Annotated in this window: 21 protein-coding genes and 1 pseudogene; 12 read left to right on the top strand and 10 right to left on the bottom strand. The window is 68.2% G+C overall.

Annotated features, from left to right (window positions below; translation table 11 throughout):
* Positions 1–142 precede the first annotated feature (142 nt).
* Together ACFYO0_RS07140 and ACFYO0_RS07145 are read left to right on the top strand one after the other, a co-directional pair.
* Positions 143–952, top strand: coding sequence for a FadR/GntR family transcriptional regulator (locus ACFYO0_RS07140; protein WP_388671900.1), 810 nt, complete (start codon positions 143–145; stop codon positions 950–952).
* Positions 949–1,437, top strand: a complete 489-nt coding sequence (locus ACFYO0_RS07145; protein WP_388671903.1) for a protein phosphatase — start codon at positions 949–951, stop codon at positions 1,435–1,437. Before ACFYO0_RS07140 ends, ACFYO0_RS07145 begins: the two co-directional genes overlap by 4 nt.
* Here the strand turns inward: ACFYO0_RS07145 and ACFYO0_RS07150 are convergent.
* The 3 genes from ACFYO0_RS07150 to ACFYO0_RS07160 form a co-directional block, all read right to left on the bottom strand.
* Positions 1,418–1,864 carry a GNAT family N-acetyltransferase gene (locus ACFYO0_RS07150; RefSeq protein WP_388671906.1) on the bottom strand — a complete coding sequence of 149 codons (447 nt, stop codon included), beginning with the start codon at positions 1,862–1,864 and terminating at the stop codon, positions 1,418–1,420. The two genes, ACFYO0_RS07145 and ACFYO0_RS07150, sit on opposite strands and share 20 nt — an antisense overlap.
* A gap of 104 nt (positions 1,865–1,968) precedes the next feature.
* The gene (locus tag ACFYO0_RS07155; RefSeq protein WP_388671909.1) at positions 1,969–2,421 is read right to left on the bottom strand and encodes an NUDIX hydrolase; all 453 of its coding nucleotides are present in this window, start codon (positions 2,419–2,421) and stop codon (positions 1,969–1,971) included.
* A 209-nt stretch (positions 2,422–2,630) separates the two neighbouring features.
* Positions 2,631–3,083 carry an SRPBCC domain-containing protein gene (locus ACFYO0_RS07160; RefSeq protein ID WP_388671912.1) on the bottom strand — a complete coding sequence of 151 codons (453 nt, stop codon included), beginning with the start codon at positions 3,081–3,083 and terminating at the stop codon, positions 2,631–2,633.
* A 187-nt stretch (positions 3,084–3,270) separates the two neighbouring features.
* Here ACFYO0_RS07160 and ACFYO0_RS07165 point away from each other — a divergent pair, with 187 nt between their 5' ends.
* A complete protein-coding gene (locus tag ACFYO0_RS07165; protein ID WP_388671915.1) occupies positions 3,271–4,479 on the top strand; it encodes an abortive phage infection protein in 1,209 nt (402 codons plus the stop codon).
* A 15-nt stretch (positions 4,480–4,494) separates the two neighbouring features.
* On the opposite strand, the gene ACFYO0_RS07170 is transcribed toward ACFYO0_RS07165, so the two are convergent.
* Positions 4,495–5,067, bottom strand: a complete 573-nt coding sequence (locus tag ACFYO0_RS07170) for a class I SAM-dependent methyltransferase (protein ID WP_388671918.1) — start codon at positions 5,065–5,067, stop codon at positions 4,495–4,497.
* Between the two features lie 55 nt (positions 5,068–5,122).
* Between ACFYO0_RS07170 and ACFYO0_RS07175 the strand changes: the two genes are divergently transcribed.
* The 4 genes from ACFYO0_RS07175 (at position 5,123) to ACFYO0_RS07190 (ending at position 6,746) form a co-directional block, all read left to right on the top strand.
* Entirely contained in the window at positions 5,123–5,890 is a 768-nt protein-coding gene (locus tag ACFYO0_RS07175) for an AraC family transcriptional regulator (RefSeq protein ID WP_388671921.1), read from the top strand.
* Positions 5,891–6,044: 154 nt separating this feature from the next.
* Positions 6,045–6,263, top strand: a complete 219-nt coding sequence (locus tag ACFYO0_RS07180; RefSeq protein WP_388671924.1) for a hypothetical protein — start codon at positions 6,045–6,047, stop codon at positions 6,261–6,263.
* On the top strand, positions 6,217–6,426 hold the full coding sequence (locus tag ACFYO0_RS07185; RefSeq protein WP_388672752.1) for a type II toxin-antitoxin system RelE/ParE family toxin: 210 nt from the start codon (positions 6,217–6,219) through the stop codon (positions 6,424–6,426). Before ACFYO0_RS07180 ends, ACFYO0_RS07185 begins: the two co-directional genes overlap by 47 nt.
* On the top strand, positions 6,423–6,746 hold the full coding sequence (locus ACFYO0_RS07190; protein ID WP_388671927.1) for a helix-turn-helix domain-containing protein: 324 nt from the start codon (positions 6,423–6,425) through the stop codon (positions 6,744–6,746). The genes ACFYO0_RS07185 and ACFYO0_RS07190 overlap by 4 nt, the downstream gene beginning before the upstream one ends.
* Before the next feature lie 144 nt (positions 6,747–6,890).
* Here ACFYO0_RS07190 and ACFYO0_RS07195 read toward each other — a convergent pair whose 3' ends face one another.
* Positions 6,891–7,085, bottom strand: a complete 195-nt coding sequence (locus ACFYO0_RS07195) for a DUF397 domain-containing protein (RefSeq protein ID WP_388671930.1) — start codon at positions 7,083–7,085, stop codon at positions 6,891–6,893.
* Positions 7,067–7,902 (bottom strand): annotated as a pseudogene (locus tag ACFYO0_RS07200) (helix-turn-helix transcriptional regulator). Before ACFYO0_RS07200 ends, ACFYO0_RS07195 begins: the two are co-directional and overlap by 19 nt.
* A gap of 73 nt (positions 7,903–7,975) precedes the next feature.
* On the opposite strand from ACFYO0_RS07200, the gene ACFYO0_RS07205 reads away from it, so the two are divergent.
* From ACFYO0_RS07205 to ACFYO0_RS07220, 4 genes are all read left to right on the top strand, one after another.
* The gene (locus ACFYO0_RS07205; RefSeq protein ID WP_388671933.1) at positions 7,976–8,245 is read left to right on the top strand and encodes a hypothetical protein; all 270 of its coding nucleotides are present in this window, start codon (positions 7,976–7,978) and stop codon (positions 8,243–8,245) included.
* A gap of 265 nt (positions 8,246–8,510) precedes the next feature.
* Positions 8,511–9,137, top strand: a complete 627-nt coding sequence (locus tag ACFYO0_RS07210) for a DUF1266 domain-containing protein (RefSeq protein WP_388671936.1) — start codon at positions 8,511–8,513, stop codon at positions 9,135–9,137.
* 92 nt (positions 9,138–9,229) lie between these two features.
* Positions 9,230–9,976, top strand: a complete 747-nt coding sequence (gene recO / locus ACFYO0_RS07215; RefSeq protein WP_388671939.1) for a DNA repair protein RecO — start codon at positions 9,230–9,232, stop codon at positions 9,974–9,976.
* Between the two features lie 48 nt (positions 9,977–10,024).
* Positions 10,025–10,876: an isoprenyl transferase gene (locus ACFYO0_RS07220; RefSeq protein WP_388671942.1), complete on the top strand. Its 852-nt coding sequence runs from the start codon at positions 10,025–10,027 to the stop codon at positions 10,874–10,876.
* Between the two features lie 380 nt (positions 10,877–11,256).
* Here the strand turns inward: ACFYO0_RS07220 and ACFYO0_RS07225 are convergent, their stop codons facing one another.
* From ACFYO0_RS07225 to ACFYO0_RS07240, 4 genes are read right to left on the bottom strand one after another with little or no spacing between them, the layout of a single operon-like run.
* Positions 11,257–11,673 (bottom strand): Fur family transcriptional regulator, encoded by a 417-nt coding sequence (locus tag ACFYO0_RS07225; RefSeq protein WP_388671945.1) that lies wholly within the window; start codon positions 11,671–11,673, stop codon positions 11,257–11,259.
* Positions 11,674–11,732: 59 nt separating this feature from the next.
* On the bottom strand, positions 11,733–12,629 hold the full coding sequence (locus ACFYO0_RS07230) for a metal ABC transporter permease (protein WP_388671949.1): 897 nt from the start codon (positions 12,627–12,629) through the stop codon (positions 11,733–11,735).
* Between the two features lie 18 nt (positions 12,630–12,647).
* Complete coding sequence (locus ACFYO0_RS07235; RefSeq protein WP_388671952.1) at positions 12,648–13,430, bottom strand: metal ABC transporter ATP-binding protein; 783 nt, start codon at positions 13,428–13,430, stop codon at positions 12,648–12,650.
* Between the two features lie 48 nt (positions 13,431–13,478).
* Positions 13,479–14,465: a metal ABC transporter solute-binding protein, Zn/Mn family gene (locus tag ACFYO0_RS07240; RefSeq protein WP_388671955.1), complete on the bottom strand. Its 987-nt coding sequence runs from the start codon at positions 14,463–14,465 to the stop codon at positions 13,479–13,481.
* Positions 14,466–14,755: 290 nt separating this feature from the next.
* Between ACFYO0_RS07240 and ACFYO0_RS07245 the strand changes: the two genes are divergently transcribed.
* Positions 14,756–16,138, top strand: coding sequence for a glycine--tRNA ligase (locus ACFYO0_RS07245; RefSeq protein ID WP_388671958.1), 1,383 nt, complete (start codon positions 14,756–14,758; stop codon positions 16,136–16,138).
* Positions 16,139–16,288: the final 150 nt, after the last annotated feature.

The following is a 16,288-nucleotide window of genomic DNA, read 5'->3' on the forward strand; positions in this document are numbered from 1 at the left end:
TGCCGTTTCTTCCAGAGGTGCGACCAATGTCGGTACGAAGGCAGGGGAGTTGAGCCCTGTTTCTGACGGGTCGACGGGTCGTCGAAAGAAGTTTAGCCAGGAGGTGGGACGTGGGATGTCCGCCACGCGTACGATGCGGCGCATGTCTCAGGAGCCGATGTCGCAGGAGTCCGTGCCTCAGGAGCCCGCCCCTCACGAATCCACAGACTCCTCCTTGCACTCCCTCTCCCGGGGGCAGTCCACCGGTACGCGGCGGGTCAGCAGCCAGATCCAGAGAGAGGTCATGCAACTGATCCTCGACCGCAGGCTCCGCGCCGGCGCGCCCCTGCCCACCGAGGCCGAACTCATGGGCGCCCTCGGTGTCAGCCGCAACTCCGTCCGCGAGGCCCTCAAGGCGCTCCAGGCCCTCGACATCGTGGAGATCAGACACGGATACGGGACGTATGTCGGCCAGGCGTCGCTGACTCCACTCGTCGACGGCCTGACCTTCCGCACACTGGCCCAGCAGGGCGACGACGGCGGCGCCTTGGCGCTCGGGGACATACTCCAGGTCCGCGAGGTCCTGGAGGAGGCGCTGATACGGCGGGTCGTGGGCGTGCTGTCGGACGCGGAGCTGGACCGGCTGGAGGGTGTGGTGACGCGGATGGAGGAAGCGGGGCGGGCGGGACTGTCGTTTCCCGAACTCGACCGCGAATTCCACGAGTTGATGTACGCATCCCTCGGCAACGCGCTGGTTCCCCAACTGCTCGGCGCCTTCTGGACCGTGTACCGGCGGGTCGCCGGAGTACAGGGCTGGACGGACGATCCGACACCCGACGTCACGGTGCGGCGGCACCGGGACATAGTCGTCGCCCTCAGGGCACGGGATGCCGAGGGTGCGCAGCGGGCGATGGCGGTACATTTCCGGGGGATCGAGGCACGGGCGGCTCAGGAGTCGAGGGGCGTTGGGTGAGCGGGTTCGGGGACGTTGAGGACGGGGACTGGGAGGCCGAGGCGGCCGGTGTGCTGCGGCTGCCGTCAGGTCGGCTGGTACGGGGCCGGGGGCTGCGGCGCCCGCTTGAGCCGTCGGCGCCGACACCCACGTACACCGTCTGTCTGCTGGGCAAGGAACCACCCCGAGTCCCCTGGGAAACCCGCTGGATCCGCTGGCCGGACTTCTGGCTGCCCCGTGACCGCGCGTACGCCCGCGAGGTGCTGACGGAGGCGTGGAACCGGGCGGCGGTCCCGGCCGAGCGGGTCGAGATCGCCTGCGGGGGTGGTCGCGGACGTACGGGCACGGCGCTTGCCTGCCTGGCGGTCCTGGACGGCGTACCGGCCGACGAGGCGGTGGACTTCGTACGCCGGAACTACGACCGGCATGCGGTGGAGACGCCGTGGCAGCGGAGGTATGTACGGCGTTTCGCGGAGCCGTCCCGGGTCAGGCGAGGCGCAGGGTGATCCAGGGCACGGTGTCGCCCGGCAGCACATACCGCTCGACCTCGACGAACCCGTGCTTGTGCGCGAACCGCAACCCGTCCTCGTTCGACGCGAGAACGACGGTCTCGATCACGCCGGCGCCGAACTCCCGCGCCCGCTCCAGCCCGCGCGCGTAAAGCTCCTCGCCGAAGCCCTGCCTCCGGTGGGCGGGCAGCACCCGGGCGATGACGGTGACCTCCGGCGCGTCGTCGGTGGGCGGACGCACGGTCGAGCACCCCACGAGTACGTCCCCCAGATACGCGACCTCCAGGTGATACCGCTCGGCCCGCTCCCGCGCCTCCTCGATCGACATCGCGGCCGGAGGAACGATCACGTTGTGAACGTGCTGCCAGTCCTGAAGCGCGGCACCACTGTCCACATCCACTTGATCAACACGCAGCTTGGTCACCGGAGGAGCCAATCGTGCGGGTGGGGGACCGTCAAATCGGTTTCCGGCTCCCCGGCTGAACAGGGGAGGCAGGCCCAGGCGACGCCTGGATCACCGTTCTCCGCTCAGGGGACGGTCTCGCCCCGGACGAGCGGATGGCACACCGGCTGGAGGTCGCCGGGGAGTTCGTCCGGGCGGCACCAGCGGGCCTCCAGGATCTCGAAGGGGTCGATGCGCAGTTCGCCGCCCAGCAGGCGCGCTTCATAGGCCACTTCGAGACGGGTGCGGAAGCCGCTGTTCAGCAGGACGAGGCGGCCCGCCTCCACATCGAGGTTGGTCTCCTCCTTGATCTCGCGGACCACGGTCCGCCGGAAGTCCTCGCCCTTGTGGGCGAAGCCACTCGGAAGGCCCCACTGGCGTCCCGGCGGCCACATCCGGTGCCGTAACAGCAGCACCCGGCCTTCGTCGTCGCGCACGACACCGGTCACGCCGACGACGAACTTCGCGTTCAGGCACCACATCACACGGCTTTGCACCGGGCGCAGAGCGCGCCAAAGGCGGGCAAGGAGTCGCCTCACGGGGCCTCCGAGGGGTACGGGGTTGTCGCTCCCCGCGAACGGGTGGCGGTCGGGCGAGGCGTTCGCCCCTACGGACGGTACCCCGTCGGCGACGCGTGTTCGCGCCGCACTCGGTGATGCTCGGCACCGACGGCGGCCGGGGCGGCAGGCTGGTGCGTGCTGCCCGGCCGCCTTGTGGTCCACGGCCCGCTGGTGCGTTCTGAGAGGGCTCAGCCCTTCGCCTTTTCGGCCAGGAAAGCGCTCAGACTGTCGAGAAGCATGGTGCTGCCCTGCTCGGACATGTCGCGTTCCTCGGCGGTGTCACAAGTCTGGCTGAGCACGATCCGGGTGTGGTGGCCGTCCTGCCCGTCGAGTTCCAGGGTCATGACTGCGGGCTCGGGCTTGCCGGGGACGTCCATGCCGATCACCAGACGGCGGTTTTCGGCGACCTCGAGATAGCTGCCGGTCAGCGGGAACTCCCCGCCGTCGGGGGTGAGCATCGTGGCCTTCCACGCTCCGCCGGGCCGTACGTCCATCTCGACGGAGCCGGCAGCGGCGTGGGCCCACTGGGCGTACTGATCGGTGGTGGTCCATGCCCGCCACACCGCCGCCGTCGGGGCGTCCAGCGTTCGGGTCAGCGTGTAGGAGAAGCTGTTGGCCGCAGACGTCTGCTCGGTGCTCATGTCTCGTCTCCTTGTCTCGCCCTTGGTCGGGCTGTCGCAGAAGTAGACGCCCGAGGGCGCGGAAACTCATCGGCCCGTCGGGGGCTTCCTCGATCTGCGTCTCCGAGTTCGGAGTTCATACCTTGGTTGCCCTCTCATCGACCATCGGCGGACAGCCAAGTTCCCCTCGGCTCAAGAGACTTGCTGCATGGAGAAGACCAAGGGGAATCAGCGGAACACGGGCAGCAAAGGGAACACGGAGAACGCGGGGATCAGTCGCGCGCACTTCATGGCGGGGGCGGCTGTTGTCGGGGGTGCGGTGGCGGCCGGGGGCCTCGCGGCCCCCGCGTCGGCGTCGACCCGAGCGGCCGCGTCAGGGGCAACGGCAGTGGCAGGTCGGCGCGGGCTGACGCACAGGGGTGTCGTCTACACCGTGGGGAAAGGGGAGACGCCCGGCACCGCCTGGAATGAGCGGAGGATGCGCGAGGACGTCCGCGTGATCGCGGACGAACTGCACGCCGACTCCGTCGAGGTCACCGGGGACGGCGTCGAGCGGCTCAACGCCACGGCGAGTGAGGTGGCCGAGCGCGGACTGCACGTGTGGTTGCAGCCGACGCTGGGGGACGTTCCGGAGAAGGAGATCCTCGATCACCTCGCCGAGAGCGGGCGGCACGGGGAGAGGCTGCGGCGGCAGGGCGCGCAGGTCACGCTCGCCGTCGGGTGTGAGTTCTGGCTGTTCGTGCCGGGCATCGTGCCGGGGGACGACGTCTTCGAGCGGATCGACAACCTGGAGAAGGGGAACTTCGATCTCGCGAAGGTGCAGAAGCGGCTGGCCAGGTTCACCGCGAAGGCGGCGGCGGTGGGCCGGTCCGTCTTCCGCGGCAAACTCAGCTACGCCGCCATGCAGGACGAGACGTTCGAGAACGTCGACTGGGGGCTGTTCGACATCGTAGGCATCGACTACTACTCGTACTTCCGCCAACGAGCCGACTATGTACGGGAGTTGCGTACGTTCCTGCGCTGGGGCAAGCCCCTGGCCATCACCGAGTTCGGCACCTGCACCTTCAAGGGTGCCCCTCAGGCGGGCGGCATGGGCTGGAACATCGTCGACCACACCAAGGAACCGCCGGAGATCAAGGGCAACCCGGTCCGCAGCGAGCGCACCCAGGCCGCGTATCTCACCGATCTCCTCGACGTCTTCGAGTCGATGAACCTGCACGCGGCGATGGCCTTCGAGTTCGTGACCGCGGACGCCCCGCACCGCCCCGACAATCCGCGGTACGACCTCGACATGGCGTCCTACGGCCTCGTCAAGCCCATCAAGGACCGCCCAGACGACCCAGCCTCCGACTGGCACTGGGAGCCCAAGCAGGCCTTCCACGCCGTCGCCCGCCACTACGGCCGGGCACACCGCTGAAAGCGAACGCCCGGTTCAGGGACGCCTGGCCCGGAAGCGGAGGGCGCCCGACTCCGGGTGCCGCTGCACCGATACGTCGGTGAAGCCGGCCTTCGTCAGGCGGTCCGGGAGGCCGGCCGGCTCCAGGGTGTTCATCGTGTCGCGGAAGTGGAGCAGCCGGAAGCCGAAACTCGGCTGGCTGTCGCAGCCGGCGAAGACGCCGCCGGGGCGCAGCACGCGGTACGCCTCCGCGAAGATCCGGTCCTGGTGGGCGGCCGTCGGCACGTGGTGCAGCATGACGAAGCACACGACCGAGGAGAAGCTCTCGTCGGGTACGGGGACCGCCGCTCCGTCCGCGTGCAGGATGCGTGCCCTGTCTCCCCACTTCTGCTCCAGCAGGGCCGCGGTGGACTCGTCGATCTCCGCGGCGGTGACACGGGGCGCCTGCTCGATCAGTACGCGGAGATTGGCGCCGTAACCAGGACCGATCTCCAGTACGTCGTATCCCAGGTCCACGCCGTCGAGAGTCCACGGGAGGATGTGGTCCTTGGTGGTCTGAGCCCACTTCTCGGAGCTGCACAGTCTGCGGTGCATGAGATTCATCGGCATACGGCGACGGTATGAGCGGAGCCGCCGTGTCCGACACGGGCTACGCTGCCGTCCCATGTCGCCAGACGGACAACCGGCCGCCACCGCGACCACCACCGCGATCTTCATCGGCCACTTCACCATGCCGAGGGGCACGACATACGCCCGGCACTGGCACACCTTCCACCAACTCGCCTGGGCCGCAAAGGGGTTGCTGCGCGTCAGCAGCGAACGCGGCGCCTGGCTGCTGCCGCCCTCGCTGGCCCTGTGGATCCCGGCCTGGGTACCCCATACGACCGAGTCCGCGGGCGACACGGTCATGCGCAGCGCGTACGCCGACCCCGCCGCGTCCCCGGAGATCCGGTGGCCCGAGCCCACAGTGGTCGCCGCGGGCCCGTTGCTCCAGGCGCTCATCGACCACCTGGGACGGACCGGCCTCGCCCCGGAGGCACGGTCGCGTGCGGAGGCCGTACTCCTCGATGTGCTGCACCCCGTGCCGGTGACGAGCGTGTCGGTGACCGAGCCACGCGATCCGCGGGCGTGGACGGTGGCGCGGGCGCTCGTCCAAGACCCTGCGGACGGACGGCCCTTGGAGGCTTGGGGTAGGGAAGTCGGCGCCAGCGCACGGACGTTGGCCCGGCTGTTCGTCGCCGAAACCGGGCTGGCCTTCGGCCAGTGGCGCGAGCAGCTGCGTATGCAGTCCGCGATGCCGTTGCTCGCCGAAGGCATGACGGTGGAGGCGGTGGCCCGGAGGGTCGGTTACGGCTCCGCCAGCTCGTTCGTCGCGGCGTTTCGGCGGGTGGTCGGCGTCACGCCTCGGCAGTACTTTCCGGTGCGCGACTGAGGGATCTCTTGCGCGCCGGGGCTGGAGCCGGACTCTGAGCCACTGCGCCGTCATTTGGAGGGATCGCCTCGTACGAGTGAAAGCTCCGGGTTCGGGGTGGCGGCCCCATCTGCCAGTGGGTTTAGTAAATGCTAAACTCGCGAAGGGATTGAAGGTGGAAGAGCAGTGGGACGTCTACCTGACCGACGAGGTGGATCAATGGCTACACGACCTGGAGAAGGCCGACCCGCTCTCGTACGTGCTGGTGAACCAAGCGATCTGGATCCTCGCCTGCCACGGGCCCGCCGAGGGGGCGCCCTCTGGTCGATCGGATCAAGGGATCGACGCTGCACAACCTCAAGGAGCTTCGTCCAGGATCGGCGGGGCGGAGTGAGGTGCGCGTCCTGTTCATGTTCGACCCGTGGCGCTCCGCGATCCTTCTGGTGGCTGGAGACAAGGCGGGGAACTGGACGGCCTGGTACGACGAGGCGATCCCGCTGGCCGAGCTTCGGTATGCGGAGTACTTGGCTGAGCGGATGAAGGAGTCGGGGAAGTGAGCGGATACATCAAGTGGTCGGCCAGTGGGCATCGAGAGCGGGCCGAGGAGTTGGCGGGTAACCGGGACGCGTTTCTCGAGGGCGCCCAGCGCATGCTCACCGAGGCTCGGGCGTGGCGGCTGGTCGACATGCGTCAGGAACGCGGGTTCACCCAGGCGCAGGTGGCCGAGCGCATGGGCGTGAGCAAAGGGCGGATCTCGCAGATCGAGAGCGGGCAGGTCTCCGGTACGGACGTCGTGGCCCGGTACGTCGAGGCACTCGGCGGCAGTCTGGTTATGGTCGCGGTCTTCGGTGACGGGGAGTTGCGCAAGGTTGGTTGACCGGGAGCGGGGGAGGCGCTCCCGGCTCGGTGGGGCCCACCCGTCCGTAGCCGTTCCTGGGGAGCCCTTTACTCGGGCCGTGGAAGCACGACACTGGTCAAGAAGCGGGCGGCCCAAGCGTTCACTTGAGAGCTTGCGGCACGCTTACTCCGCTACGGCGCCGATGAACTCCGTCCAGGCTGCCGCACCGATCACCAGCACGGGCCCGTCCATGACCTTGCTGTCCCGGACGGGGACGATGCCGGGGAGTCCGTCGGCCACCTCGACGCAGTTGCCGCCTTCGCCGTTGCTGTAACTGCTCTTGCGCCAGCGGGCGTTGCTCAGGTCGTACTTGCGCATCGTCTGTAGTCCTCAGCCGCCGATTCGATCAGAGCCAGGGACGCCTCCGGCGACAGCGCGGCGCCCCTGAGCAGATCGTATGCGCGCTGTGCCCGCTTCACCACTGCCGGATCGTCGACGAGCGTTCCCGAAAACGACGTCTCTGTATAGGCGGTTGGCGGGGCGTCCTCGAACTCCATGAGCCGCAGATCGCCGGTCATGGAGGCGTGGGCTCCGTGCGCATACGGCAGCACCTGCACCACCACCTTGCGCTCCCGCATCAGCGTCGCGATGCGGTCGAGTTGCCTGGCCATCGCTGCCGGGCCGCCCACCGGGATACGCAGAGTGTTCTCGTGCAACACCGCCCAATACTCGGGCCTTGTAGCGTCGCTGAGGATGCACGCCCGCTCGAGTCGGGCGGCCACCGTCTCGTCCACGTACTCGTCCGTCACGAAAGGGTTGGCCGCGAGCGTGACCGCACGTGCGTACTCGGCGGTCTGCAGCAGGCCCCTGGCACCAGTGTCGGCGCGAACTCGCAGATCTTCGTGGCGAGCCGCTCCAGTTCGACGACCTCCGCGAAGTAATCCGCGTACCGCCTCTCATCGATGAGCTTTCGCCACGTCCGCTCGAAAAAACCCTCGGTTTGTAGAACCTCATCGATCCTCTGCGCCACATCCAACTGCGGCTTCCGAATAGCCTGTTCGAATTGCCCAATGTAGCCGCCCGACACAAAAACGCGAGAACCCAAGTCGGACTGAGTGAATCCGGCTTCCTCTCGCCGCCGCTTCAGCTCCGTGCCGAAGAACTCCCAGGCTGCCTGACGCGAACCATTGGCCATGGCCAACCCCCTTGTACTGCACCGTCGTTGCTGAGCGTAGAGGTCTTCCAAAGTCTAAGCGGCCAGCGTCACCGTGGAGATGGAAAGCGTGAAATCCAAAAGCTGGGGGACCACCACGATGGCTGACTATGAAGGTCGCGGCGTACGGCACTCGACGCGATGCGTCGAGGAGGCGGAGGAAACGGTGAAAGAGTTGCGCGAAGCACTCGCGAACGCAGGAATTAAGTTGCCGACACTCCGGATCGACCCGGCAAGTCTGGCGCGGGAGACGCCTTGCCCGCTCATCGAATTGTGGCGGTGTTCCGTCGAGACGGCGGCACGGCTCGCGGCGGTGATCCGGTGACGCTGCCGATCGGGGCGTATGCCTTCGATACGAAGACGGGGAAGGTGGGCGTGGTGATGGGACACGAGGGACCGTACGTACAGCTCAGACCGATCGGCGGCGGACGCGAGTGGGACTGCGAACCGGGCTCGGTCCGCACGGCCACCCAAGCGGAACGCCTCCGCGCGGCTACGGCGTATGCGAACGCACGCAGCCGCGGGGAGGTCCCTTGAAGCGTGACAGGTGGTAGCCGTGGGGAGATCCGTGTGACATAGGGTGCGGGCGCATGGCGATATGGAACCCGATACGGAACCTTCGCAAGCCGAGAACGGCTCGCAAGTACCCCGTGCCGCTCACCATGCACCAGCTGTGGATGGTGTCGCTGAGCGCTCCCGTGCACCGCGACCGGGACGCCTCGCGTACGACGCTGTACCCCTTCACCCGCATCGACGACGAGAAGGCCCGGCGGTGGCTGGCCGACCAGTGGGAGATCACCTCGCGTGAGGCGCTGGCCGGCCGGCTCGACGGTCTCGCGCGGAGCGGCTACCGCGCGCGGGCGCGGCTGCGGCTCGGTGTCGAACCGCTGGCGTGGGACGCCGGGCTGTACGTGGACATCTCCCGGCGGGGCTTCGCCTGCGGGATGCTGAGCGAGGCCGAGGCGTGGACCGCGCTCAAGAACATCGTGCCGGCGGTGGTGCGCTCGTACGGCTCCTGGAAGGAGTACGCCGAGCACTACCAGCTGGGGCGGATGGTGTGGCTCGAGGGCCTCCAGGGAACCTCGGACACGGACTTCCCGGCCCCGCAGGAAGTGTCCGACGCCCACCTGCAAGCCCTGCTGGACCCGATGAACAGGGCCAGCCCCTGGAACATGGCGCCCTGGGAAGCGATCAGCCACCCCGACCACACACGCTGACTCCGTACGCGAGAATGGACCCCATGGGTATGGGCTGCGGAGGCACGCGATGAGTCTCTTCCGGGACGACTGTGTACCCACGGGGGTGCGCGATGAGTCTTTTTCGGGATGACGGCGTCGTCCTGCGGACGCAAAAGCTCGGCGAAGCCGACCGCATCATCACGTTGCTCACTCGTGGGCATGGGCGCGTGCGGGCCGTGGCCCGTGGAGTGCGGCGTACGAAGTCGAAGTTCGGGGCGCGGCTCGAACCGTTCTCGCATGTGGACGTGCAGTTCTTCGCGCGCGGGAGCGAGCTGGTGGGGCGCGGGCTGCCGCTGTGCACGCAGAGCGAGACGATCGCTCCGTACGGTGGCGGGATCGTCTCCGACTACGCCCGCTACACCGCCGGGACGGCCATGCTGGAGACGGCCGAGCGGTTCACGGACCACGAGGGCGAACCGGCCGTGCAGCAGTATCTGCTGCTCGTCGGCGGGCTGCGGACGCTGGCCCGCGGGGAGCACGAACCGCATCTCGTTCTCGACGCCTTTCTGCTGCGCTCCCTTGCCGTGAACGGGTACGCGCCCAGTTTCAGCGACTGCGCGAAGTGCGGGATGGCGGGACCGAACCGGTTCTTCTCGGTCTCCGCGGGAGGTTCCGTCTGCGTGGACTGCCGGGTGCCCGGCAGCGTCGTACCCTCGGCGCAGGCCCTCGAACTGCTCGGTGCGCTGCTGACGGGGGACTGGGCCACGGCCGACGCGTGCGAGTCGCGGTACGTCCGAGAGGGCAGTGGGCTGGTGTCGGCCTATCTGCACTGGCACCTGGAGCGCGGGTTGCGGTCGCTGCGTTACGTCGAGAAGTAGCGGCGTAGAAGCACTACAGAAGTACAAGATCTAGGAGACGAGAAGCACATGGTGGTACGCGGGATACTGGGGCGCCAGCGCCGCGAGTACAAGACGCCGGAGCCGCATCCGTCCGGCGCCCGCGCGCCGAAGCTTCCCGGTGAGCTGATCCCGAACCATGTGGCGGTTGTCATGGACGGGAACGGGCGGTGGGCCAAGGAGCGGGGGCTGCCGCGGACCGAGGGGCACCGGGTCGGTGAGGGCGTCGTTCTGGACGTACTCAAGGGCTGCATCGAGATGGGGGTCAAGAACCTCTCCCTGTACGCCTTCTCGACCGAGAACTGGAAGCGGTCGCCCGACGAGGTCCGTTTCCTCATGAACTTCAACCGGGATGTCATCCGGCGTCGGCGGGACGAGATGGACGAGCTGGGGATCCGGATCCGCTGGGTCGGCCGGATGCCCAAGCTGTGGAAGTCCGTCGTCCAGGAGCTTCAGGTCGCGCAGGAGCAGACGAAGCGGAACGATGCGATGACGCTTTATTTCTGCGTCAACTACGGCGGGCGGGCGGAACTCGCTGACGCGGCCAAGGCGTTGGCCGCGGACGTTGCCTCCGGGAAGCTTGATCCGGAGAAGGTCACCGAGAAGACCGTGCAGAAGTATCTGTACTACCCGGACATGCCGGACGTTGATCTCTTCCTTCGGCCCAGTGGTGAGCAGCGTACGTCCAACTACCTGATCTGGCAGTCGAGTTACGCCGAGATGGTCTTTCAGGACGTGCTGTGGCCGGACTTTGACCGTCGTGATCTGTGGCGGGCGTGTGTGGAGTATGCGCAGCGCGACCGGCGGTTTGGCGGGGCGGTTCCCAACGAGGAGCTGCTGGCGATGGAGGCCGCGATGAAGGGGCGCCCTGAGAGCGGTTGATCGTCCCCGCGATGCCCCTTGCCGGGGTGGGGGCGGGGTTTTCTGGGGCTGCGCCCCAGACCCCCTTGACGGGCCGTACGACGGCTGCGGGTCGGTTGTGGTTTGTCGCTACCCCACTCTCGGCTCCGCTCGAGCGGGGGGACCCCCATCGCGGCGGAGCCGCAAGTTGATACAGCCCCGCGCCCCTAAAGGCCCCTGAAGGGGCGCTCCTGCCGTCGTTCAGGCGCGGAAGGGGACGGGGCCCATGGCAACGGCCGCACCGCGGACGGAGACTTCCGACCCGGCCCCGACCCGCATGGACCTAAGGGGCGCGGGGAACTGCGCGACCAGCCATCCCACAACCCGCAGGCGAAACCGAGCGCCCGCCAGACCGTTGCCCCTCAGCGGCCGGCGGCGCCGCACTCCGCGCAAGTACCGAAGATCTCTACCGTGTGGGCCACGTTCACATAGCCGTGCTCCGTGGCGATCGCTTCCGCCCACTTCTCGACTGCGGGGCCCTCGACCTCCACCGCCTTGCCGCATACGCGGCAGACCAGGTGGTGATGGTGTTCGCCCGTTGAGCAGCGGCGGTACACCGACTCGCCGTCGGACGTGCGCAGGACGTCGACCTCGCCCGCGTCGGCCAGGGACTGGAGCGTGCGGTACACCGTGGTGAGGCCTACGGAGTCGCCCTTGTGCTTGAGCATGTCGTGGAGTTCCTGCGCGCTGCGGAACTCGTCGACCTCGTCCAGTGCCGCGGCCACGGCAGCCCGCTGCCGGGTCGAACGGCCCCGTACGGGCGGTCCAGCGGTCGTCACCGTTGCCTCCTTCTGTCTGCGGCTCGCCGGGCCATTGTGCCAGCCCGATCTGAGGGCAGTCAGACGCCGACCTTCCCCGAGGCGTCACGGGTGGCCGGAATCGCGCACTCCGCCGGGTCCCCGGCGGTCTGCGCCATGGCCCGCGCCCGGCGCCGGTTCAGCGGCGTGGCCAGTGCGGTCAGCGCGATGAACGCCCCGATGGTCAGCAGGACGATGGTCGCGCCGGGCGGCACGTCCTGGTAGTACGAGGTGGCCGTGCCGCCGATCGTCACGCTCACACCGATGGCCACAGCGATCGCGAAGGTGGCCGCGAAACTGCGGCTCAGCTGCTGCGCGGCGGCGACCGGCACCACCATCAGGGCGGAGACCAGGAGCAGGCCGACGACCCGCATCGCGACCGTCACCGTGACGGCCGCCGTGACCGCCGTCAGGAGGTTCAGGGCGCGGACCGGCAGCCCGGTCACCCGCGCGAACTCCTCGTCCTGGCTCACCGCGAACAATTGTCGGCGCAGGCCCAGAGTGACGAGTACCACGAAAGCCGCCAGCAGGCAGATCGCCGTCACGTCGCTCTGGCTCACCGTCGACAGCGAACCGAAGAGATACGAGGTCAGGTTGGCGTTGGAGCCGCCCGGCGCGAGGTTGATGAGCATCACGCCGCCCGCCATACCGCCGTAGAAGAGCATGGCGAGGGCGATGTCGCCGCGCGTCCTGCCGTACCAGCGGATCAGCTCCATCAGCACCGCGCCCACCACCGACACGAGCGTCGCCATCCAGACCGGGGACCAGGACAGCAGGAAGCCGAGGCCCACGCCTGTCATCGCGACATGGCCGATTCCGTCGCCCATCAGGGCCTGGCGGCGCTGCACGAGGTAGATGCCGACGGCGGGCGCGGTGATGCCGACGAGCACGGCGGCGAGCAGGGCCCGCTGCATGAAGGCGTAATCGAGGATGTCCATGGCCGGTCCTTCAGTTCCTCAGCTCAGCAGGCCCGTGCGGACCGGTTCGTCGTGGTGCGACGCGTGCGGGTGTACGTGGTCGTGGCCGGGCAGCGCATGCTGGCCGACCGCGGGCGGAGGCGGGCCGTCGTGGGCCACGCAGCCGTCGCGCAGGACGACCGCGCGGTTGATCAACGGCTCCAGCGGGCCCATCTCGTGCAGCACCAGGAGCACGGACGTCCCCTGGCCGACCTGCTCACGCAGGGTCTCGGCGAGCACCTCCTGGCTGGCCAGATCGACGCCCGCCATCGGCTCGTCCATGATCAGCAGGTCCGGCTGGGCTGCGAGGGCACGGGCGATGAGCACGCGCTGATGCTGGCCGCCCGACAGCGCGTTGACGGAGTGCTTGGCGTGGTCCGCCATGCCGACCAGTTCGAGGGCCTGGTGGACGGCCTCGCGGTCCGCCTTGCGCAGGATTCCGAAGCGGGCCCGGGACAGCCGCCCCGACGACACCACCTCGGTCACCGTCGCGGGCACCCCGCCGGCGGCCGTCGTGCGCTGCGGTACGTACCCCACGCGCGCCCAGTCGCGGAAACGGCGCCGCGGTGTGCCGAACAGCTCGATCTCGCCGCGTGTGACCGGGACTTGACCGATGACCGTGCGGACGGCCGTGGACTTGCCTGAGCCGTTCGCACCGAGCAGCGCGACGACCTCACCGTGGTGCACGGTGAGGTCGATGCCGCGCAGGACGGGGCGTGAGCCGAGTTCGGCCGTCACACCGCGCAGGGCGATGACGGGTTCCCCGGGCTGGTCAGCCTTCATGGCTCGCGCCTTCCGTTCGCTGCTTCGTCTCGCGTGTACTGAACGCGATCACTTCGTGCCGAGAGCCTTCTCCAGAGCCGTCAGGTTCGCCTGCATGACCTGGAGGTAGTCGTCGCCCTTGGACTTGTCGGTGATGCCCTCAAGTGGGTCGAGTACATCAGTCTTGAGACCGGCGTCCGCGGCGAGGGTCTTGGCGGTCTTGTCGGAGACCAGTGTCTCGTAGAAGACGGTGGTGACGCCGTCCGCCTTCGCCTCCTCCTGGAGCTCCTTGACCCGCGCCGCGCTCGGCTCGCTGTCCGGCTCCAGGCCGGCGATGGCCTCCATGGTCAGGCCGTAGCGCTGGGCGAGGTAGCCGAAGGCCGCGTGGTTGGTGAAGAAGACCTTCGTCTTGGTGTTCTTGAGGCCGTCCTCGTACGCCGTGTCGAGGTCGTCCAGCTTCTTCACGAGGTCCGCGGTGTTCTTCTTGTAGTCCGCCGCGTTGTCGGGGTCCTGCTTCTCGAGGGCCTTGCCCACGCCCTCGGCGATCTCGGCGTACTTCACCGGGTCCAGCCAGACGTGCGGATCGAGGGCCGACTCCTCCTCGCCAGAGGGCTCCTCTTCCCCCTCGCCGTGCTCGTGACCGTCCTCGGTGCCGAGGTCCTCGAGCTTCGTCAGTGTGGCCGCGTCGACCTTCGCCTTGACCTCGGACTGCCCGACCGCCTCGTCGACGGAGGGCTGCAGGCCCTTCAGATAGAGAATCGCGTCCGCTTCCTGGAGCTTCGCGGTCTGCTGGGCGCTGATCTCCAGGTCGTGCGGCTCCTGGCCGGGCTCCGTCAGGGAGGTCACACTGACGTGGTCCCCACCGATCTGCTCCGCGAGGAACTGCATCGGATAGAACGACGCCACGACGTCGAGCTTCCCGCCACCCTCGCCCTCGGCGGCGTTGGAGTCGGAGGAGCAGGCGGAGAGAGTGCCGATCGCGAGGGCGGTGGCCGCCAGTGCCGCGGTCCCGGCGGTGTTTATTCGAGAGGCGGCAAGGCGTCGTCGTACGTTCATGACACCCATTTTCAACAAAACTGGAAACGATTGTCAACAAGCGTCCCGGTAAGAGGCGGGTAAGCCCGGGTAAGTCCCGCTTGGGCCCTCCGTCGGTCCGCGACCCCGAACCGATTTGATCCGGGGGGCGGGCCCGCCGGTAATCTGAAGCATTCGCACCTGAAGCAATTGCTCCTGAAGCAGTCGCTCCTGAAGCAACCGCCCGCCTGTCACCCGACCACCACCCCTCATCGAGGCGCTTCGCGCCCCACCAGTCAAATTTTCGCCGTCGTCGTAATGAAGAGAGCACCGTGGCCGCCGACAAGATCGACACCATCGTCAGCCTGAGCAAGCGCCGTGGCTTCGTCTACCCGTGCAGTGAGATCTACGGCGGCCAGCGCGCCGCCTGGGACTACGGGCCGCTGGGTGTCGAGCTCAAGGAGAACCTCAAGCGCCAGTGGTGGCGCTACATGGTGACGTCGCGCGAGGACGTCGTCGGTATCGACTCCTCGGTGATCCTGGCGACCGAGGTCTGGGTGGCCTCCGGTCACGTCGCCACCTTCACCGACCCACTCACCGAGTGCACCTCCTGTCACAAGCGGTTCCGCGCGGACCACCTGGAGGAGGCGTACGAGGCCAAGCACGGCCGTCCGCCCGAGAACGGCCTCGCCGACGTCAACTGCCCGCACTGCGGCAACAAGGGCCAGTTCACCGAGCCCAAGCAGTTCTCCGGGCTGCTCTCCACGCACCTCGGCCCCACCCAGGACAGCGGCTCCGTCGCCTACCTGCGGCCCGAGACCGCGCAGGGCATCTTCACCAACTTCGCCCAGGTCCAGCAGACCTCGCGCCGCAAGCCGCCGTTCGGCATCGCGCAGATGGGCAAGTCCTTCCGGAACGAGATCACTCCGGGCAACTTCATCTTCCGTACGCGCGAGTTCGAGCAGATGGAGATGGAGTTCTTCGTCAAGCCGGGCGAGGACGAGAAGTGGCACGAGTACTGGATGGAGCAGCGCTGGAACTGGTACACCGGCCTGGGCCTCCGTGAGGAGAACATGCGGTGGTACGAGCACCCGGCCGAGAAGCTCTCCCACTACTCGAAGCGCACCGCGGACATCGAGTACCGCTTCCAGTTCGGTGGCAACGAGTGGGGTGAGCTGGAGGGCGTCGCGAACCGGACCGACTACGACCTCGGTGCCCACTCGAAGGCCTCCGGCCAGGACCTCTCCTACTTCGACCAGGAGGCGGGCGAGCGCTGGACTCCGTACGTCATCGAGCCCGCGGCCGGTGTCGGGCGGGCGATGCTCGCGTTCCTGCTGGACGCGTACGTCGAGGACGAGGCGCCCAACGCCAAGGGGAAGATGGAGAAGCGGACCGTGCTGCGGCTTGATCCGCGGCTTGCGCCGGTCAAGGTTGCGGTGCTGCCGCTTTCGCGGAACCCGGAGCTCTCCCCCAAGGCCAAGGGGCTGGCTTCTGCGCTCCGGCAGCACTGGAACATCGAGTTCGACGACGCGGGGGCCATTGGTCGCCGTTACCGGCGGCAGGACGAGATCGGTACGCCGTTCTGTGTGACCGTCGACTTCGACACGCTCGACGATGACGCGGTCACTGTGCGTGAGCGAGACTCGATGAAGCAGGAACGTGTTTCGCTGGGCCAGATCGAGGGTTACCTGGCGAGTCGGCTGATCGGCTGTTAGGCCGCCCCCGCCGCCCCTGCTCGGCTCCGCTCGAGCGGGGGACCCCCATGAGCGGGGGAAACCCCCATCGCGGCGGAGCCGCAAATCGATACAGCCCCGCGCCCCTGAAACGCGCGGTTCGCCGCCCCTTGCCGGGCGGCGAACCGCGCG

This window comes from Streptomyces sp. NPDC006365, from assembly GCF_042870755.1.
GTDB lineage: Bacteria > Actinomycetota > Actinomycetes > Streptomycetales > Streptomycetaceae > Streptomyces > Streptomyces xiangluensis.